An 18,779-nucleotide genomic window follows, 5' to 3' on the forward strand; every position below is an offset into this window, starting at 1 on the left:
GTATGAAAAAAAATATTTTCACTGTATTGATCACAAATGTCTTCCTGCTGGTATTGTTGTTGTCGACAGGGTGTAAAAAGGCGGAAGATGTTACCAGTTCACCTGTAAAACCGGAGGTTATTTTAAAAGAGTCGAGAATAAAAGCAGTACATCTTTATAACGATACGGTATATATTTTAAACAGTCCGTTTACCAGGCAGGATGGCGAACAATTAATTATTGATGAAGGCACTATAATAAAAGCAGTTCCGGGAATTACAGCAAACGGTACGGCTGGCATAACTATTAACCCCGGAGCGACCATTCTGGCGAATGGCAGCAGTAAAAATCCCATCATATTTACCAGTGCTGCTGCAACAGGAAACCAGTCTGAAAGCTGGGGAGGTCTCCTTATTAAGGGCAGGGCGGTTAACAATGCCCGGGGCGCTGCCGGTGATGCAGCAGATAATTCCGGAATATTTAAATATGCCAGGATAGAATTTGCAGCGCTCACATTGGATGCAGTAGGCAGCGGCACCACCATCGAAAATGTAATGGTAAGTTATACAAGCAGGGTCGGTCAGGATGATCCGTTGTCAGCATTCAATTTTTATGGTGGCAGCTTCAATTGCAGGAACCTGATTTCCTATGCCTGTGGGGGGCCGGCGGATTTTTATATTACCAATGGCTATACGGGTAAAATGCAGCAGATCATCGCATACCGCCATCCTTTTTTTGGAGGTACGGGCAGTGCTCCGTACAATGCTTTTGCCGGTGTTTTCATTGAAAACAATGCGGGCAATCCTGCGGACGCACTGCCAGTTACCAATCCGGTCATTTCTAATTTAACCATCATTGGCCCGGATGGTCAGAATGGTTCGGCGGCTGTATATGCCAACACAGGCCTTGCAAATAATGCAGCACTTGTAACTACAGGCAATACCCGATTTCAGGTAAGAAACAGTTTGATACTGGGCTACCCGGCGGGTGCATGGAATCTCGGCGATTCCCTGACCGGTAACGCGTTGCAGCGGAAAGAGTCGCAGCTTTCAAATACCGTTTTTTACAGCGGCGATACAACAAGAACCTTCTTCGTTGATCCTGCTGCCAGTGCAACTTTCAGCAGCACAGAGTTACGCAGCTTTATCCTGCAACCGGTTTTAAAAAACCAATTATTTTCTGGCGTTGCTGATTTTTCCTTCCAGGATCCCTTTAACTATGAAAAGCTGGATCCTTTACCAAAGTCAAACTCGCCGGTTTTGAAAGCAGGTGACTATACCGGAGCCTACTTTGCCGAGCCATTTTTTATCAAGGAAAATTATCTGGGCGCATTGGGCAGCGACAACTGGTGGTTAGGATGGGTGAACGCCACACCACTTAAAACAAATTATAATTTCCCTGAGTAAGGTTTTGCTGCAGGGATTTAAAGAGAAATAATTTATACGATTATGTTTTATCAGATACCGGTTAGCAATAGATTAAGCGGCGGCACCAGGTCCTTGTGTTTGTTGGTAGTAAGCACTATCCTTTTTGCTCATATGGTAGTTGCGCAAACCGGCAAGCTTACCGGAAAAATTATTGATGCGGCTAACAATGAAGCAATAATGAGCGCCAACATTACGGTGAAAGAAACCAGGTATGGCAAATCAACACTTGCGGATGGTACTTACACGCTTAACCTCCCGGCCGGAACGTACACTGTTAGCTTTTCACATGCAGGCTACACCGCAAAGGAATTAACTGGTGTAATTATTAAAGAAGGACAACCTACAGTGCTGGACGTTATTTTACAAACAGTTTCGAATAAACTGGCTGGTGTTGTTATTACTTCCTCCGTAAAAAAGGAAGCACAGTCTTCGCTTTATTCTGCGCAAAAGCGCAGCGCAGCAGCGTCAGACGGTATTTCGACAGAAGCCATCCGCAAAACACCGGATAATAATGCTGGCCAGATTTTGAAAAGGGTAGTAGGATTAAACGTACAGGATAACCGTTTTGTGGTAGTGAGGGGGTTGAATGATCAGTATAACCAGACGATGCTGAATGGCGTACCTATGACCAGTACAGAAACCAACCGCAACGCCTTTGCATTCGACCTGATACCGGCCGCTGTAATTGATAATATCACGGTAAATAAAACAGCCACTCCCGATATGCCCGGTAATTTCGCCGGCGGGATTGTGCAGGTAAATACAAAAGATTTTCCGGTAAAAGACTTCTATTCTGTTACCGTACAAACCGGTTTTTCTGATCAAACATTCGGAAAGGATTTTTATGCCGACAAAAGAAATAAGTTGGCTGTGATTGGTTTTCAGGAAAAAAGTTTATTGCTGCCGAAAGAATTTCCAACGGGCACCAGCCAGGTACCTATCTATTTTTTAAATCCCCAGGAAAGGTCACGGTATTTAAAAACGCTTGCCAATAACCTGGCGCCCGTAAATGACGGACACTCGGGATTGAACGAAAGTTTTCAGCTGGGCTGGGGCAAATCTTTTAAGTTAAAAAATGATAACCAGATCGGCATAGTGGCCGCCATCAGCCAGCGTAAGACGGAACTCATTGAAAGGGAAACTACATCCAGAGACCCCATTTTTTCAAACGGTCTGTTGCCAGACACCATTTCTGGTTTGGGATATTATTCTCAGAATATGCGGTACCGTTATTCGGTGGATATCGGAGGTGTGGTTAATCTCGCGTACCGTTTTGGCAATAGTAAAATAACGCTTAAAAATCTATACAGCCAGGTATTGAATAATTTATTTATAGACAGGCCGGAAGTAAGGTTTGGCAATACCGATTTTTTCAACCAGGACAATCAGTACATCGGTCTGACTTATTTAAATGAAAAGAAAAGCATTTTGAACTCGATTCTTTCCGGAGAGCATCGCACCGGTAAAAATAATGAAACAAGGCTTGAATGGAATGTAAATGCCACAGCAAATAATACAACTACGCCGGACACAAGAAATTTTGTGTTCGGAATAAAAGATTCTGTACAGAGGATTGTTGAACAGGGATCTTCCAATCTTACCTACAGTGCAGCATTATCAGGGGCCAGCAGGGCTTGGTCAGAAAATAAGGATATCATCTACGGAGGCGCATTCAATATTACAACACCGTTTAATTTTTCAGGAAACAAGCATTTGTTTAAAGCCGGCATCCTCTTTCAGAACAGGCAACGAAAGGCGACCGGTACCGTGCTGCCTGTTGAAAATACGATTTCGGCAACTATAGACAGTATATTCGCGGCGTCCAGCTATGCGCCTGGTAGTACCGATGTAACGAACCGGCTTGCCGCTTCGGCCAGTACCTCTTCCAATTATAATGCGGGCAGTAGTTTACTTGCGGCATATGAAAGTGTTGAAAATAAGATAGGAAAAAAAATAAGGATTATCTGGGGCGTGAGAATTGAAAACTACCAGCAAACTATCAGTGTTTATACACCCCTCTATTTAAGGGACTTTCAGGAACCACTTCAACAGACGGCCCAATTTGGTGCCAGGTCTGTTGTGAATATTTTACCATCCGTAAATTTTATATACAGTCCCGTACAGAGCGTCAATATCCGGGCGGCTTATTCCAACACAGTGATAAGACCGGAATTAAAAGATCTGGCTTCTTTTGTAAGGTATGACTATCAAAATTTTTCATTAACGCAGGGTAACCAGTTTTTAAAAAGTGCTTCTATCACCAACTATGATGTGAAACTGGAGTGGTTTCCAACTTCCGGTGAAATTGTAACGGTAGCTGGATTTTATAAAAATTTAAAAGACCCTATTGAATATGCAAAGGGCAGAACCGGTTTTGATGTGGACAAGTTTAGAATACCTGTCAATGCAGGTAACGCATACGTTAAGGGAGTAGAAGCTGAGGTAAGAAAAAGGCTGGATTTTATATCTTTTGCAAAATGGTTAAACCATGTTACGCTTTTTGGCAATGGTACTTTGTTGCAATCCCAGGTGAAACGTAAGGTAATTAATGATTTTTATTTTGACTATGTGGGTGAACACGCTTTATCTGGTCAGGCTAATTATATTTTAAATGCCGGGGCCAGTCTTCAGCTATTCAGTAATTCCTTCGAGGCCACTATTTCACTGAACCGAACAGGTGATTATAATAATGAACTTGGCTCATCCGATTTTACCCGAACCCTGGCAAACGGGCATCTTGTTGCCGCATTGCCACCTTACAGGATGAAGGCAAGAAATATGGTGGACCTGGTGTTCACGCAGGCGCTTTGGAAAGAAAAGTGTAAAATAAAGATGCAGGTCACCAACCTGTTGAACAAGCCTTATATTTTATACCAGGATATCAATGGTAATGGAAAGGCAGACGAGCCGGTAATCATTAATATACGCAAGTCATTTGATAACTACCTGCAGGGGACGGATAATTATGCCTCGCAGGTAGCAGGTCAGCGCACGTATTCACTGGCAATTACTTATACCTTTTAATCAGGGTAAACTATAAACGGTTATGAAGTCATTTTTAAAACAACTATGCCACTGCCTGCTTTTGCCTGCTGTCATTTTTTTCAGCAGTTGCCAAAAGGAGAGTGTTTTTAAAAGCTATGCCAAACCTGAAGTCATTATTGCAATCGGCGATGCAAGACTCAGTAGAGATACTATTCATCTCGTGAAGGATACTGTATACATACTGGCTGCCAGTATTAGCAGGAACAGGGGTCAGAAACTGATAGTGGATGCTGGTACGTTGGTTAAGGTTAACGATGGAATTGGAATTACGATCAACCAGGGCGCAAGAATTGAAGCAGCAGGGACAGCGACGGAACCAATTGTATTTACAAGTTCTGCTGCCAAAGGAGCTCCGGGGAATATTGGCGAAAATAATCAGAATGAACACTCGTGGCTGGGGATTGCCATAAGTGGAAACTATCCCCAGCTTATTGACAGCTCTGTCACCGGTACTGGTGTTTTAAAATATGTTCGAATTGAGTTTGCTGGCCGCAGTTCCAACCTCAGTAACTTTCAGCAATTGCCATCGTTGTTATTACAGAATGTGGGCAGAGGTACGATCGTTGAGAACATAGAGGCCAGTTACTCAGCGAATCAGCACTCTTTTAAAATTTACGGTGGTAATGTAGATGCCAGTAATTTGGTGTCCTATGCCTGCGGCGGATCAGATTTCGTGCTGGGAGAGGGTTATTCGGGACGCATGCAAAATTTGCTTGCTTACCGGCATCCCTATTTTTCGCCAAGGGCCGGTTCAAACACAACGCTGGCGGGTCTGATATTAGCCGGTGAAAACACTTTTACTATTGTATCCAACTTGACCGTGCTTGGGCCCGATCTGCAGAATGGTACGAATCTTAAGTATTTTGACACTACACGGGCCGGGTCTTTTGGAAATGTCGATGGTAGTAAGGTCGCAGCAGTTGTGGTAGAAGCAGGGCGCTTTCGTATCCGTAATTCTGTTTTGCTTGGCTTTCCCAGATCAGCTGTTTACATTAACGCAAAACTTACTGCCCGTTCCCTGGAGGATGGTAGTTCTGACTTTAGATATTGTGTGTATCACAGCAATGATACCACTCACACATTTTACCTCACACCCAACATTTATAAGCAATATACTTCACAGGATTTAAAGGATCTTTTACTGAGATCAGATTATGCAGGGCAGCAATTCCTAAGTTCATCGCAGTTTAATTTTGCCGACCCATTTGGTTATGATTATAACCCTAACCCATCTCCCTCTTCATCGTCACCATTGTTGAGTGGTGCCAATTTTGATGATCCGTATTTTGACAATGCTTTCATTAAAAAAGTAACCTACCGTGGAGCTATAGGTGCAGATAACTGGTTGCAGGGCTGGACCAATTTTATTCCTTTGCAGACTAACTATAATAATTAAAATAGACCAAGTAAACTGTTGCACAAGAGTTCAACTCTTAAAGAATTTAGTGCAACGTCAGGGATTGCCTTTTTTAATATTTTAAATTTTAATAACCTCAATTAAGTTTAGTACAGGTAAACTTTTTTTAGCGAGCACCTTTCCGACTAATCCTGCACTTTTTGTATTTCACAATTTTTTTATTACTCATTTTATATGGCTAAAGAAAAGGCTTACCGTTGTTAGAAAATATCTTTTTTATAAACATTCCATATTGATAACGTTCTGTTAATTATTACATAATACTGGGTGGATACTTTTGGTTACTTATTCGAAAAGTTAAAATTTCAAGACGTCTTATCAAAAACCCAGACCGCATTTTCTCAACGAAATTAAAAAACCAAAAATTTTAAAAAAAACAAAATGAAAAAAATTCTTTTAGCAGCGATGGGCTTGACAGCTATCATTAGCTCGTGTAAAAAAAATGATTTGACTAATGTTGAAAAACCGTTAACCATCGGTTCAACCCAGGACACATTAAGGGGTACTATTTCTGTTAACACCACTGTTACAAGAACCACCATCTTGCAAGGTCTGGTTTATGTTGCTCCAGGTGTTACTTTAACAGTAAATCCTGGTGTTACAATTAAAGGAAGCACTGGTCCTGCTATTCCTGATACTGTTAACTTGGAAAACAACAAAGGAACATTGTTAATTCAGCAGGGAGCCCAGTTAATTGCCAACGGTACTGCAAATTCACCAATCGTTTGGACATCTGAACAACCAGTTGGTTCACGTCATTACGGCGATTGGGGTGGAGTTGTATTGTATGGTAAAGCTACAATGCACAAGGCAAATGGTGCTACCACCAATACTTTCGAAGCGTTCGACTACAAACCAGATGTAAGAAACACTTACGGTGGAACCAATGATGCGGATAATTCCGGATCTATTAAATACAATCGTTTTGAGTTTGGCGGTGGTGTTGTTTACCAGGTAAACAAGGAAGTAAATGGTTTTACGATGTGCGCTGTAGGTTCTGCCACTGTATTTAACCACAACGAAATTGCATGGGCTGGTGATGATGCAATCGAGTTCTTTGGCGGTGACGTTAACATTGATCACGTGTTGGCTTATGAGCCGCATGATGATAATTTTGATGAAGATGAAGGATATCATGGTAAAATGCAATTCATTATTGCATACCAGACTACCAACTGTGATAACTCAGGTTCTCACTTTATTGAGTCTGATAACGATGCAAGTGCAACGAATGTTTTGCCTCACACCAATGCATTTATAGCAAATGCTACCTTTGTTGGTCCAACAGTTCCACAGAATTTTGGTTCTAACCCAACAACCGGTTTCTACTATGATGGAGGTTTGTTAATCAGGAGAAATTCAAGACTTACTTTAGTTAACTCTCTGGTTATCGCTCAGCAACATCCTTTCGCAGTTGTTACAACTCCTACAACAAATGCACTGGTAGCTAATGCTCCAGGTTTGAACGATTCAGTTGTTGTTGCCTACAATGTGTTCCAGACAAATTCTGCCAACGCTGTAGTTAAATCTTCAATTGAAGGTAACCCCGTTCCATTAACTTCTACTACTGATGCCTTCTCTTTAGGAAGATTAGGTGGTGCCGCCAACAACAACGCCGCTTTAGGTACTTTTGCAGATTTTAAACTGGATGGTACTTTGAAACCTCTTGCTGGTTCTCCTGCTTTAGGTGGAGGTGCTAACCTGGCTGCTTTGGGTTTACCCTTCTTTACTGGTACAACTCAGCGTGGTGCCGTTACAACCACAGATGTATGGACTGCAAGTGGAACATGGATTTCAATTGCAAACAACTAGTTTGGTTTTTATTAATTTATTCGAATAAGATTTCAGGATTACACTTTACATTATTACGAAGCCAGTCTGCAAAGACTGGCTTTTGTCATTCAGAAAAATGATACTTACAAATATGACATCTGCGAAGGCGGACATGGCAGCCGGTAAAATGGGTAATTTCTTATACCGAATACAGAATGAAACATCGTCCCGGCGTAAAAGACTACCGTTGATTACAGAGTAATTGTAAAGTTAACATTTGCGACCCTGGTCTAATGTTATTCTACCTTACCGGCGGACACTAAAAAAGGGTTTCATAAATGAAACCCTCAACGAACAATATGTTTTTTTAACACTTGCTTTTATGCTTTTTTGGGATTAGCGGGTTAACGGTAGTATTTCATTTCTTTCAGCTGTTCCAGTTTTTCTGCATTACCATTTTCTGTTTCATCCACTTTTTTACCTGTCGAATCGTACCTGACCCAGGTACCTACGTTCAAATTTTTAAAATGGAAAGCGGCTTCTTTGATTTTATCTTTTCTGTAAATATATTCAGCTGCTCCAAATCGGTTTCCTTTGTAGGCAACTCCTTCATAACTCCTGTCCACATCTGGTATAAGCGGCTGCCTGATGTACTGAAAATTTTGATCTGAACTGAAAAGAACAATCATTCCGGTGTCATATTTTATCTTTTCATTTTCATTTTGATCTTTCCGCGCTGCAAAATAAAATTGCTTTAATTTTTTGTTGCCTTTTAGTAAAGTAAGTTCGTGATGTATTGTATCGGAAAAAGTACTGTCTGACTGCTGGCTGGCGTCTTCGATTATTTTTTCTTTAATTTCTTTTGTCCATGTTGTTGCAAAATCTGTTGGTGATTGTTTGCATGCCTGCAGCGAAAGCAAAGCAGCCAATGGTAATATAACGGTTAGCTTTCGCTTTGCACTGAACTGATAATTTGTATTCATTTTTGTATGAAATATTTAAGTATGTTTTAAAATTAGGAAAGTGTTCTAAACCTGGCAGAATGGTTTAACTGATTGTATTGAAATCTTTTTCACCGGAGAAAAAATGATCTTTCTCTATAAGACTTTATTGTCATCAGCACCTCTTATTATTTCCGGGATTGGCGATGATTGTAAAGAATTATTTTTCGGAAAACTTTTCCGGTATTGTTTATGAAGATGCATTAACCGCCGTACAGCATGATATTCCGAATCATACTGTTTAATTAAAATTTCAATAAAAGCAAGTGCTTCATGGTAATTAGTAAACAGGTCCTGCAGTTTATTGCCCTGTTCAATGATCGAAAGCAGGTGACCTTCCGGCAACTGATAAAATTCAGCTTCTTTCTGCAAGAGGTTGAGGTAGCCCCTTAGCCGGTCATAATGATACCTTTGAATCGCCTGCATAATTGTATATGAAATAATCTTGGTAAAAAATATCCTCCAACCGGAGGAATGCCTTATAGTAATTATAACTACAAATGCAATTCAATTCTTGTCTGAGTTTATCACATTGGACGTTGCGATTAAATACAGTACTTATCAAGATGAATGACAGCAGTTAATTTTCATAAAAATACTATTCAACGTTGTATATGTTGTTAACAAACCTTTAAGTTAATGTTAAGCAATTGGTCGGAGTTGCATATGTGCAGAGACAGATAAAGTTTTTGGAGTTTTTAATGTTGTCGCGCATCTCTGATTGTAAACAACATAATACCCTTCTTACAAATGTGGTACGTACAACAGGCTGGGTGATTCATTTTGAACCGGTTCATTCACTTGTAACATTTACGATGCGGTACTCATCAATGACTTTGACAATCATCTTCCGGTTTTTACGGAATACAAGGTTTGTCAAAAGTTAAACGTTGGTCAATTTCAATTATCCTGCCGTCCTAATCCATAATTATAAGCCGTCGTTTCTGTAGATGGCATTGGAAGGATAAAGAATAACCTTTATAACGTTTATTGAAAAAAAAGCAATCGCATTAATTACCGCTGAACAAATTATTCAGAAAAACAGTGATGGGGTTTTGCTATGGTGACCTAAAGGCTCCATTATAATTTCGGTTTCAATATTGCCGTCCTTAGCTGTCACGCCTGCCGCTGACCATTCAGGGAATGTCCATTATTTAGCATAGTCAAGCGCCTGCTGAATACCCGCCCTTACGGAATGTTTATTGTCCTTGCTTCAATAATAGCCTTAGGTATATTGGACTTGCAATTCCATAGCTGGTGTAATAAATTTGGTACAAATTTCTTTTTTGGATAGACTCTTCTTATCAATCATGCGTACAATTATGTCTGGTAAATAAGGTTGCCGCTGAACAAATATGCAGAATTGGTAAGGCTGGCGAAAGGGCCAATAAAACCGGAGTAACCTATTTGATTTAATACCAGACTTGCAACGACCGGAGTTGCCTGAATCTTGCAGCATTGTTAAAGTCGTAGATTAACCAATGTTGCTTCATGGATGGGTAAAAAGAAAGAACAACATACACTAATTATTATTATAAAGAACAAAGCTGTGCGAAAATCAGAAGAAGCCAAGTACTGCATTGATATCGGTCATTGAGGTTAGCTCGTAGCTCACCATCCACAATTCCGTATTTTAAAATTGCTTGCGGTAAAACAATGGCTGTCCAAACAATTTACAAAAAAATGATTGTAAAGTACCTGCGCATTATGCCTGTATTACTTTATAGGCCTTCGGCAAACGGGATATGCGAACTGCGCAGTAAAAAATATTGGGCATTGAGATTTGCTCCTGCCTCGCCAACCACAATTTAGGCTGTTTCAAATTGCTTCAGATCAACAACGAACTCCAAAAACTATGCAAAAAGCTATTGCAAAGACCCGACGCCATACGCTATCATATTTCTTACAACTTTTGGAAAATAAGCCGGCGAATTACGCAGGTGAATGTTTTTGATCACTAAGTTATTTCTTTCGCCATACACACAATTTTAAATTTTTTACATGCTGAAAATGCTTCAAGGCAGATTTAATAAACACTTATCTCTAACACTCATTCATCCTGATCTGCCGCAAATTTATTGACAGATTGGCAAAAACAAGGTCTGCGTCCCGCCAAAATACAGGGTCGGGACTGGCCGGGGGTTTTGTAAAAACAATCTCCATCCGGGGCGGCGGATAGTATTCTTTTTACAAAAACCTTGCTTTTGCCAAACACTGTTTCAAGGCAGGGTTGCTACGATCATGATGGAATGAGGACTATACACGGTTTTAAAGTCAATCAATTGGGGCTCTCAGGAAGCCGTGCGACTGTACAACGTTTAGCTTTGGCTGTAAGTTGGTATAAAACTGGATCTTCAGTTTACATACTTTCTATATGCAATGCCTTTTTTAATTGTAAACATTTTGCTGCAGAAAGTTTTTTTTAACTGTTTGTTTGTTATTTATCCCCATGATTAAATTAATGGAAGGATATGAGTGAATTAGTTTGTAAAAAACTGCGGGTATTTACAATGTTCCGATCAGCACATGCACACTAAAATAGATAAAAATTAAGTTCAAACCTTACTGTTGAATTTTTAAAAAGGCATACCATACAATAATGATGTAATCAAACAAATTGGCGGCTTAACTAATAAGGAAAAAAAAATTATCTTTGTAGGTAGGTGTAAAATTGAATGATGTTGAGTAAGATTTTGGAATAAGAAATTATGCGATAGACTAAAAAATAGACTGAAGAAATTAAATTATTGATAATCAAACCTAATTTGGTTCCTGAAAAATCTGCTCGGGACCTCTGACAAAAGGATCGCGTAGTGCGGTCCTTTCTTGCTTTTATAAGATTGTATCCGCAAATCAGGAGGCTGCTTTACATAATTTATTTTCCGGCAGTAATTTATTTTGAAAAGTTTGGCCACCAATCTCTTTTTTTGCCGTGTCTTTTAGAAAAAAAATTGTTAATCCTGCTGCATAATAATAAACTAACCCAGGTTATACGGCTAACTTTACTCCCAGGTACTACCTGTAAATGATTATTATTTGGTTTTGAAGGAGGGCTTATTTATACAGGTCAGCACATAGTCTTATGATCAATGATCCCGCTTTTTTACAGACTGTATTTTTTCGCCAGGTTCCAAACGGTACCGTTCTTTAAATCGTATCTGATCAGACCATGCTCTTTACTCCAGTAAATTTTTTCAACAAATGTTTCGCCTGCTGACGAGGTAGTATAGTCTGCAGCATCCTTATCGGGCTCCAATAGTATCACATCCCTGTAATCTGTACCGTACACTTCCATTTTAGTCATTGGTAGAGAATCCAGCCAGGTTGTTCTTTTCGGAACAAAGGGCCAGAGCCTTGCTGTTTTTGTAAACAGATGGATGTTAAACTCCGCTTTGTTGCGTTCCGTGGTGGTTAAGGTTAGCAGCCAGGACTGCGTTTTAACCGACGTTGCCGGGTTTTTGTTTACCATTTCACATTTGACTTTTATAACGGGATTGTTGTTCTGCTGGTGTTCTTCAACGTCGCTGATGAAGATGGAGTCACGTTGGTTTTTTGTAGATTCAAAAACCAGTACCTGGAATTTGGTGTACGGATTCCATTGCCTTACTTTTTGATCAAACTGGTATTCGCAGGCATTTAAAGCCGGTATTGTTATCAACAATAGCAGTATGTATTTTATAGACCGTTGGTTCATAATTGATGCCCGGGTAAATGGTGTTTGGATAAAAGATGAAATGTGAATGTTGATTATCTCCGGGAACAGTAAAACTATGCATTTAATTTAATTCACCCCAGCCGGCATCGTTCAAATCAATAACAGCAAATGCCTGTATTGAATAAAAATATTTTTACTTGATGGTAATAATTCTAAATTGCCATATCCTTTATTTACCTTCTTATTTTATGATACAAATGAAAAGCACTATTTATATTCTCCTTTGTTGCCTGTGCAGCAACATAACTGTTATAGCAGGCGGAAGTGGTTCAATAAAACAAGCTCCTGCAGACCCATTGAAGTTCTACGACGGGCAGGAGTTTACCATTATCGGCAAATACCACAGCGAAAAAAACTATGTGCGTTTTCCGCAGCAGTACCAAAATAAATTGCGCAAAGAAGTATGGGGGCTGGGTCAGAATTCGGCAGGCATCTCCATCCGGTTTCGCAGCAACGCTACTGATATTTCGATACGATGGACATTGAAAGATGATAATCTTTTTTCGCACATGGCGGCGACCGGTATAAAAGGGGTTGATTTATATGCGATGGTAAACGGCGGCTGGCAGTTTATACAAACCGGCCGCCCAAAAGAAAAAACAAGTGAGTATGTGATGATTAAAAATGGTGATCCTGTATATCGTGAATACCTGCTGAACCTGCCGTTGTATGATGGCGTTGATTCTGTATCCATTGGTATAAACGCAGATGCGGCCATTACAAAACCTGTTGATCAGTTTTTAATTGAAAAGAAACCTGTAGTGTATTACGGCAGCAGCATCGCACAGGGCGGATGCGCCAGCAGACCCGGCATGGCATTTACCAATATCCTGGAAAGAAAGCTTGACAGAAGCTTTATCAATTTTGGTTTTAGCGGCGAAGGTAAATTTGATTCGTCTGTTGCAGAAGCCATGGGAGAGATAGATGCAGCTTTATATGTAGTGGATTGCAATCCCAACACGGATGAACTATTGATATACCAGCGTGCCGTAAACCTGGTTAAATTGCTGAAGCAGTTAAGACCTTTGGTACCGGTACTGCTGGTAGAAAATTTTCCGTTTGAAAACAGCTACTTTGTTCCCACTGCGCAGCGGACGGAATTAAAAAAGATGAAGGATTTGCAAAGGGCTTATGCAACACTTATACAAGCGGGCGTTAAAGATTTATACTACCAGAAATCAGCTGGCATGATTGGTACGGATCATGAAGGAGCCGTGGATGGTGTGCATCCAACGGATTTAGGTATGATGCGGATTGCTGATTTTTTATTGCCGGTGATTGGTAAAATACTTAAGAGATAGTCCTACGAATCAATAAATCATCTGAAAGCTAGTCCTTTTGCCAATACTGCTTTACTACTGGCTTTCCAACCACTTTTTTATCACGCCTTCAAATAATTCCTGCGACTGTATCATCCAACTTAAATCTTCCCGCTGACTTGCTAAATGGAAATACCTGTCAGGAATATAATTGGAAGGATAGGTAATAAAACGTGTTTCGCTGTATGTATTTTGCAGACCAGCCCATGCATTGTGAAAATGTGTAAGCGCCTGCTGCACGTGTACTATGCCATCTTTTTGTTTTGCTTTATCCGGGCTGTCAGCCTGTTCCAATGCAAGTAATAGATCAGGTGTGGAGATTTGAAAATTATACAATGATTGGGAAAGTTTCCAGTAATACCTGTTCCTCCTCGAATTATGAATGACATCATTTATTTTAGCAGCAAGCAACGGATAATTATTACTAGCCACAATGGCTCTGCCGAGCCTGTCTTTATATTTTTTGCTCCACGTGCCGGGTGATTTCAGATCCGGAAGTTCAATCAGTTTAGTGGTATAATCAAAGGGTGTATTTTCACGGCCTTCCAATGGCTTCAGCCAATGCTCTACCTGTTTGAAACTCTGCAATGCATTGTTATCATCAAAAAAATTACCCGTTTTATAAAATCCATCGTACCATAATTCAGAACCCTGTCTTAAATCAGCTGCAAATTTTTTATAGTTCGGTAAAGCAACACCATACTCTCTCTGCAGCCAGGCTACATCATATTCATCCAGTGTACGGCCTTTCGGCGACCAGCTATATTCTGCCGCAGCAATAAACCCACGCCAGTAATTTTCCATGTGCGGACTTTTATCATCCCAGGCTGTACACAACATGCCTGAAATATTTTTTTCAGCAGCCAGTTCTACAAAACTTTTTATAACACTGATGCCAGTAGAAGTCATGCCCTTGTCTCTTTCATCCTGCTGAAACAACATGCCGCCCTCGGTATTCGTGGCCGTGGCAATCATCGCCTTTAAGCCATGTGTCTTATACCAGTCCAGCGCCAGGATATTGCCGGGTTGTTTGGCCATGGAATAATTCCAGCGCATATAGGCACAGTTACCAGGAAAATCTTTTTGCAGGCTGTCCAGTTTTGGAACGCCTTTTTTCCAGGCTTCATTTGCCTGTGCTGTAGTAACCTCATCGCTCCATGTGCTGGTATATAAGCCGGCTTCCTGCAACGGCATGTCATCCCAGAAAATGGGAGTGCGGTTATTTTCTTTTGCAAATGCACATACTCTTTTAAGCCAGTGTAAATTCAGGGCCATCATACCTTCTTTATCGGCAGTAGGTTTGCATCTTGGGCACAAGCCGATGTTACCAATTTCATCGCCGCCTATGTGCAGGTATTTACTGCCCGGCGTTGCCTTAATGGCATCGCTGTATAAATCAAACAGCACTTTGTAGGTGCCTTCATCCATGGGGCAAAATGCCCAGTGACTAAAAGGTAATTCCCGCAGCGCTTTATATTCTTCATGTTTTAAAATAAAGGTAGCATGGCCCAAACCCTGCACCAGCGGCGTAATTTCAATAAACCTTTCTTTGGCATATTTTGTAAGTGCGGCCATTTCATCAATGCTGATGGATTGCGGAGCGCCCACCAGGGGCTGCAACTGGTAACGCAGTTTATCTTCAAACTCAAATACCACCGCATTAATTTTATACCTGGCCAGCCGGTCAATACTTTCGTAATAATAATTCATATGGTCAAGGTGATGCTTAACATCAAAATGTACAGCACGATAACTGAGTACCGGATAATCTGTAATGATACACGCAGGTATTGGCTTTCTGAAATCCCTTGCATCTTCCAGCAGTTGTTCCAGTGACTGGCAGCCATAAAATATGCCGGCTTCGTTCTTTGCAATTATCTCTACACTCTCCGTATGAATGGTCATGATATATCCTTCATCCGAAGGCATGGAAGCCATGTTTGGGTCGAGGTTGAGGGTAAGTGTGCCCTTTCCGGAAGCCGTATATCCTGCCGGCATTTGCGAAAGTTGGTAGCCCATTACAGGTGCTCTCAACCCGCCTTTGAGGATAATTGCCTTTAGCGTACTAAATGCAAGCCCCGGCTGTTTAAGCAGGCGCACGTTTTTTGGCAACGGTAAAATTCTAAAAGGAGCCGGCAGTGAATCTGCATAAGAAGATATACTTAATGTAAGTAAGAAGCAACATGCCAGTAAGTAATAAAAATGTTTTTTCATGGTATCTTTTTACCAGTGGGTCACCAAAAAGGGTGGCTCACTGTAACAGGAAACAGGTGAATAAAATGAATATTGCCTGAAGGTATTTATTTAATTGCCTTTAGTAAAAGATAAAGCAAAATGAACTTGAAATAACAAGCGCTTTCAATCAAACTACGGCTTCAACTCTGCGCCTGCCATCTTATACATCTTGCCATCTGCCTTTGTCAGGATGTATAATTCGCCCTGCATATCTCTTCCAAAATGAAGGTCGATGCGGTCGCTGCCACAAACTGCTTTCAACGTTTCGGGCTTACCGTTAATGGTGATTTTCCATTCTTTAATGGTTGCCATTTTTCCTTGTTTTAGGTCGGCTACATCCAAATAAAATAACCGGCCGGAAGGAATATCCCCGAATAAAAATTTGCCTTTCAATGCGGCAATGGCATTGCCCCAATATTCAAAGCCGCCGGATATGGCTTTGCCTTCATCATGATCAAATTCAGCAACAGGGTAGGTGATTTTATATATGCTGTCGTTTGCGGGAAGCGGGTATACATTGCCTAAATTGTCACTGAGTTCTGCTGATACAAAATTGCCTTCCCTGATTGGCCATCCATAATCATGGCCCGGTTGCACTTCGTAAAGCGATTCAATATTAGCCTGGCCGATATTGCTGGCCAGCATAGTGCCTGATTTGGTCCAGGTGATGCGGTGCGGATTTCTAAAGCCCCAGGCATAGATTTCTTTCACCGCTTTATTATTGCTACTGTTTGCAAAAGGATTGGCTGAGGGTATACCATATTGTCCATTGACGCTGTTTTTACCCTTTGGATCGATGCGGATAATAGTGCCCCATATTTTTTCAATGCTGTGTTCAAGAAAAGCGAAGCCTGCTTCGGCACTGCCACCATCGCCCACGCCTATGTACAGCAAACCATAGTCTTTATTGCCTTTTTTCGCAAGCGGATTAAAAGTAATTTCCTGCACGCCATGTATGCCCGTCACCATATTTACCCGCAGCATTTCCCGGCTGCTACCCGCAAACGAATCAGCGTTGGGCGTTGTTGTTTTCCATTCGGTCAATACCCATTGCATGGTTACCTTGATACTATCCGCATAACCAAAATCGGCTTTGCCTGAACCCGGGGCTTCTGTATGCGTAGTATACAATAACCCGTTGCTGGCGAATTCCGGGTGAAAGGCAAAGCTGCCGAATCCAGCTGCCAATCCGGGTTTGTTGATGAATTTGGTTTTTAGTTTTGCTATGTCCAGATAAACAATTGGCTTATCATTTTTCATTTTATACAGCCTGCCCTGCAAATCGTTGACGAATAAATTCCCTGTCACTGGCTGAAACCCCAGCTTCGTAATCCTGGCCAGTGGCGGCTTATCGCTGGTAGCCGGAAATTGGGTAATCGGTTGCAGGTTGACTACCAGGTTAGAAAGAACAATAGGCCCGGGAATAGGGTTCGATATGCCATTGTTCTTTTTGTTTGCCTGGGAACCGGTTGCCTTTTGTGCATGTATATAAGCAATGAGCTGATTGACTTCAGCATCCTGTAACGCCTCGAACGGAGGCATAACCGACTTTTTATATTTGGCAAATAATTGGTTGGCTTGCTGATCGCCTGAGGCAATCATTTGCTGTGAATTTTTTATGAAGTGAAGCAACCAATCCGGCGATAGCGTACCGGTGACGCCGCTTAATTGAGGACCGATGCCATCCTGTTTAAAGTTGTGGCAACCACTGCAATTTTTAGTAAAAGAAATTTCGCCGGCGGCGATGCTGACAGAATCTGTAGCAATGGCATTTTTGCCACCACCGGGATTGCAATGGCTAAAACAAAACAGTGATAACAATGCTATAAGAGCGGTACCATTTTTAATCATCTTATTGAAGTTTAAGGGTGGGTCACTCCTCAAGAGTGGCTCACCCGGCGATGCATATTGAATTTGTTTTAATGTAGGCTGTTCCGCTTTTTTCAAGTGATTTTTGATGGTGAATAAGCAACTAATGTTTTGATTAGTTACTTTGTATTTGCATGTGTTTCCTTTCCAGGGTGACCACCCTTATACTTTTCACTTTGTAAGCTTTTTTTATTTTGGGGTGAGCCACCCGTGCCTGCTATTTGCCAACATCTTTATAAAGTGCCGAAAGCCGGTGCGCATGTTCATCGTAGGCTGCTTCAAATAAAGCAGTGGCTTTCTCCGGTCCCACAATGGCGGAAGCCGTTAATACGAAAGGCGGTTTACCTGCTGCTGTTAAAAGCTTTGCCAGTTCTGCTTTAATGCAGTTGATGATCATTACACCGCCTACGGTAGAACCCGGTGCTACAGGGGTTTCCAGCCCGTCTACATAAATCATGGAATCGCCAACCGGGGCACCGCTGTCTAAAATTAAGTCCGCAAAATCAGCCAGTTTTTTGCCGTCGGGACGATTGCTTTTGCTTTTTGCCAAATGTGCGGAGGTTACCAGCGCCACCGTTTTTATTTTTTTCTGCTGAAACAGTTCAGCCATTTCAATGGGTACAATATTACAGCCGCCGGAAGAAATCACCAGCGCACAATCTGTTTCGCTTAAAGAAAAATTCCGCAAAATTCTTGCTGCAAGACCGCTTACATTTTCTAAAAACATGGCCTGCCGCTGTCCGTTGGCACCCACTACATTGTTGTGGTAGGTAAGCGATAATTCAACGATGGGATTAAAGCCGGGAAAAGAACCGTAACGAGGCCACATTTCTTCTACCATAATGCGGCTATGACCGCTGCCAAAAAGGTGCACCATTCTGCCGGCTAAAATACTTTCTGCAAACCATTGGGCGGCCTGCTGAATTTGTGGTTGTTGTGCCTTCACCGTTTCAATAATGCCGGCGCATTTTTGTAAATAATCTTCTGTGATCGTCATGT

The 18,779-nt window shown here is 41.3% G+C and carries 11 protein-coding genes and 1 pseudogene; 5 read left to right on the plus strand and 7 right to left on the minus strand.

Going from position 1 to position 18,779, the window contains the following annotated elements; all coding sequences use genetic code 11:
* Positions 1 to 2: 2 nt before the first annotated feature.
* From QWZ08_RS14120 to QWZ08_RS14135, 4 genes are all read left to right on the plus strand, one after another.
* Entirely contained in the window at positions 3 to 1,385 is a 1,383-nt protein-coding gene (locus QWZ08_RS14120) for a beta-helix domain-containing protein (RefSeq protein ID WP_290338091.1), read from the plus strand.
* A gap of 42 nt (positions 1,386 to 1,427) precedes the next feature.
* Positions 1,428 to 4,430: a TonB-dependent receptor gene (locus tag QWZ08_RS14125; protein WP_290338092.1), complete on the plus strand. Its 3,003-nt coding sequence runs from the start codon at positions 1,428 to 1,430 to the stop codon at positions 4,428 to 4,430.
* 22 nt (positions 4,431 to 4,452) lie between these two features.
* On the plus strand, positions 4,453 to 5,847 hold the full coding sequence (locus tag QWZ08_RS14130; protein WP_290338093.1) for a beta-helix domain-containing protein: 1,395 nt from the start codon (positions 4,453 to 4,455) through the stop codon (positions 5,845 to 5,847).
* Positions 5,848 to 6,249: 402 nt separating this feature from the next.
* The gene (locus tag QWZ08_RS14135; protein WP_290338094.1) at positions 6,250 to 7,680 is read left to right on the plus strand and encodes a beta-helix domain-containing protein; all 1,431 of its coding nucleotides are present in this window, start codon (positions 6,250 to 6,252) and stop codon (positions 7,678 to 7,680) included.
* A 365-nt stretch (positions 7,681 to 8,045) separates the two neighbouring features.
* Here QWZ08_RS14135 and QWZ08_RS14140 read toward each other — a convergent pair whose 3' ends face one another.
* The 4 genes and pseudogenes from QWZ08_RS14140 to QWZ08_RS14150 all read right to left on the minus strand — a co-directional run bounded on the left by QWZ08_RS14140 (position 8,046) and on the right by QWZ08_RS14150 (position 12,336).
* Complete coding sequence (locus QWZ08_RS14140) at positions 8,046 to 8,624, minus strand: hypothetical protein (RefSeq protein ID WP_290338095.1); 579 nt, start codon at positions 8,622 to 8,624, stop codon at positions 8,046 to 8,048.
* Between the two features lie 114 nt (positions 8,625 to 8,738).
* Entirely contained in the window at positions 8,739 to 9,068 is a 330-nt protein-coding gene (locus QWZ08_RS14145; RefSeq protein ID WP_290338096.1) for a hypothetical protein, read from the minus strand.
* Positions 9,069 to 9,726: 658 nt separating this feature from the next.
* Positions 9,727 to 9,951: pseudogene (locus QWZ08_RS28310) on the minus strand (hypothetical protein); the annotation flags it as partial.
* A 1,794-nt stretch (positions 9,952 to 11,745) separates the two neighbouring features.
* Positions 11,746 to 12,336 (minus strand): hypothetical protein, encoded by a 591-nt coding sequence (locus QWZ08_RS14150; protein WP_290338097.1) that lies wholly within the window; start codon positions 12,334 to 12,336, stop codon positions 11,746 to 11,748.
* A 209-nt stretch (positions 12,337 to 12,545) separates the two neighbouring features.
* On the opposite strand from QWZ08_RS14150, the gene QWZ08_RS14155 reads away from it, so the two are divergent.
* On the plus strand, positions 12,546 to 13,658 hold the full coding sequence (locus QWZ08_RS14155; RefSeq protein ID WP_290338098.1) for an SGNH/GDSL hydrolase family protein: 1,113 nt from the start codon (positions 12,546 to 12,548) through the stop codon (positions 13,656 to 13,658).
* 54 nt (positions 13,659 to 13,712) lie between these two features.
* On the opposite strand, the gene QWZ08_RS14160 is transcribed toward QWZ08_RS14155, so the two are convergent.
* The 3 genes from QWZ08_RS14160 to QWZ08_RS14170 form a co-directional block, all read right to left on the minus strand.
* Positions 13,713 to 15,890 (minus strand): family 20 glycosylhydrolase, encoded by a 2,178-nt coding sequence (locus QWZ08_RS14160; RefSeq protein WP_290338099.1) that lies wholly within the window; start codon positions 15,888 to 15,890, stop codon positions 13,713 to 13,715.
* Between the two features lie 153 nt (positions 15,891 to 16,043).
* Positions 16,044 to 17,858, minus strand: a complete 1,815-nt coding sequence (locus tag QWZ08_RS14165; RefSeq protein WP_290338100.1) for a PQQ-dependent sugar dehydrogenase — start codon at positions 17,856 to 17,858, stop codon at positions 16,044 to 16,046.
* 139 nt (positions 17,859 to 17,997) lie between these two features.
* Positions 17,998 to 18,777, minus strand: coding sequence for a sugar isomerase domain-containing protein (locus QWZ08_RS14170; RefSeq protein ID WP_290338101.1), 780 nt, complete (start codon positions 18,775 to 18,777; stop codon positions 17,998 to 18,000).
* Positions 18,778 to 18,779: the final 2 nt, after the last annotated feature.

Origin of the sequence: Ferruginibacter paludis (assembly GCF_030409685.1) — a bacterium.
Taxonomy (GTDB): Bacteria; Bacteroidota; Bacteroidia; order Chitinophagales; family Chitinophagaceae; genus Ferruginibacter; species Ferruginibacter paludis.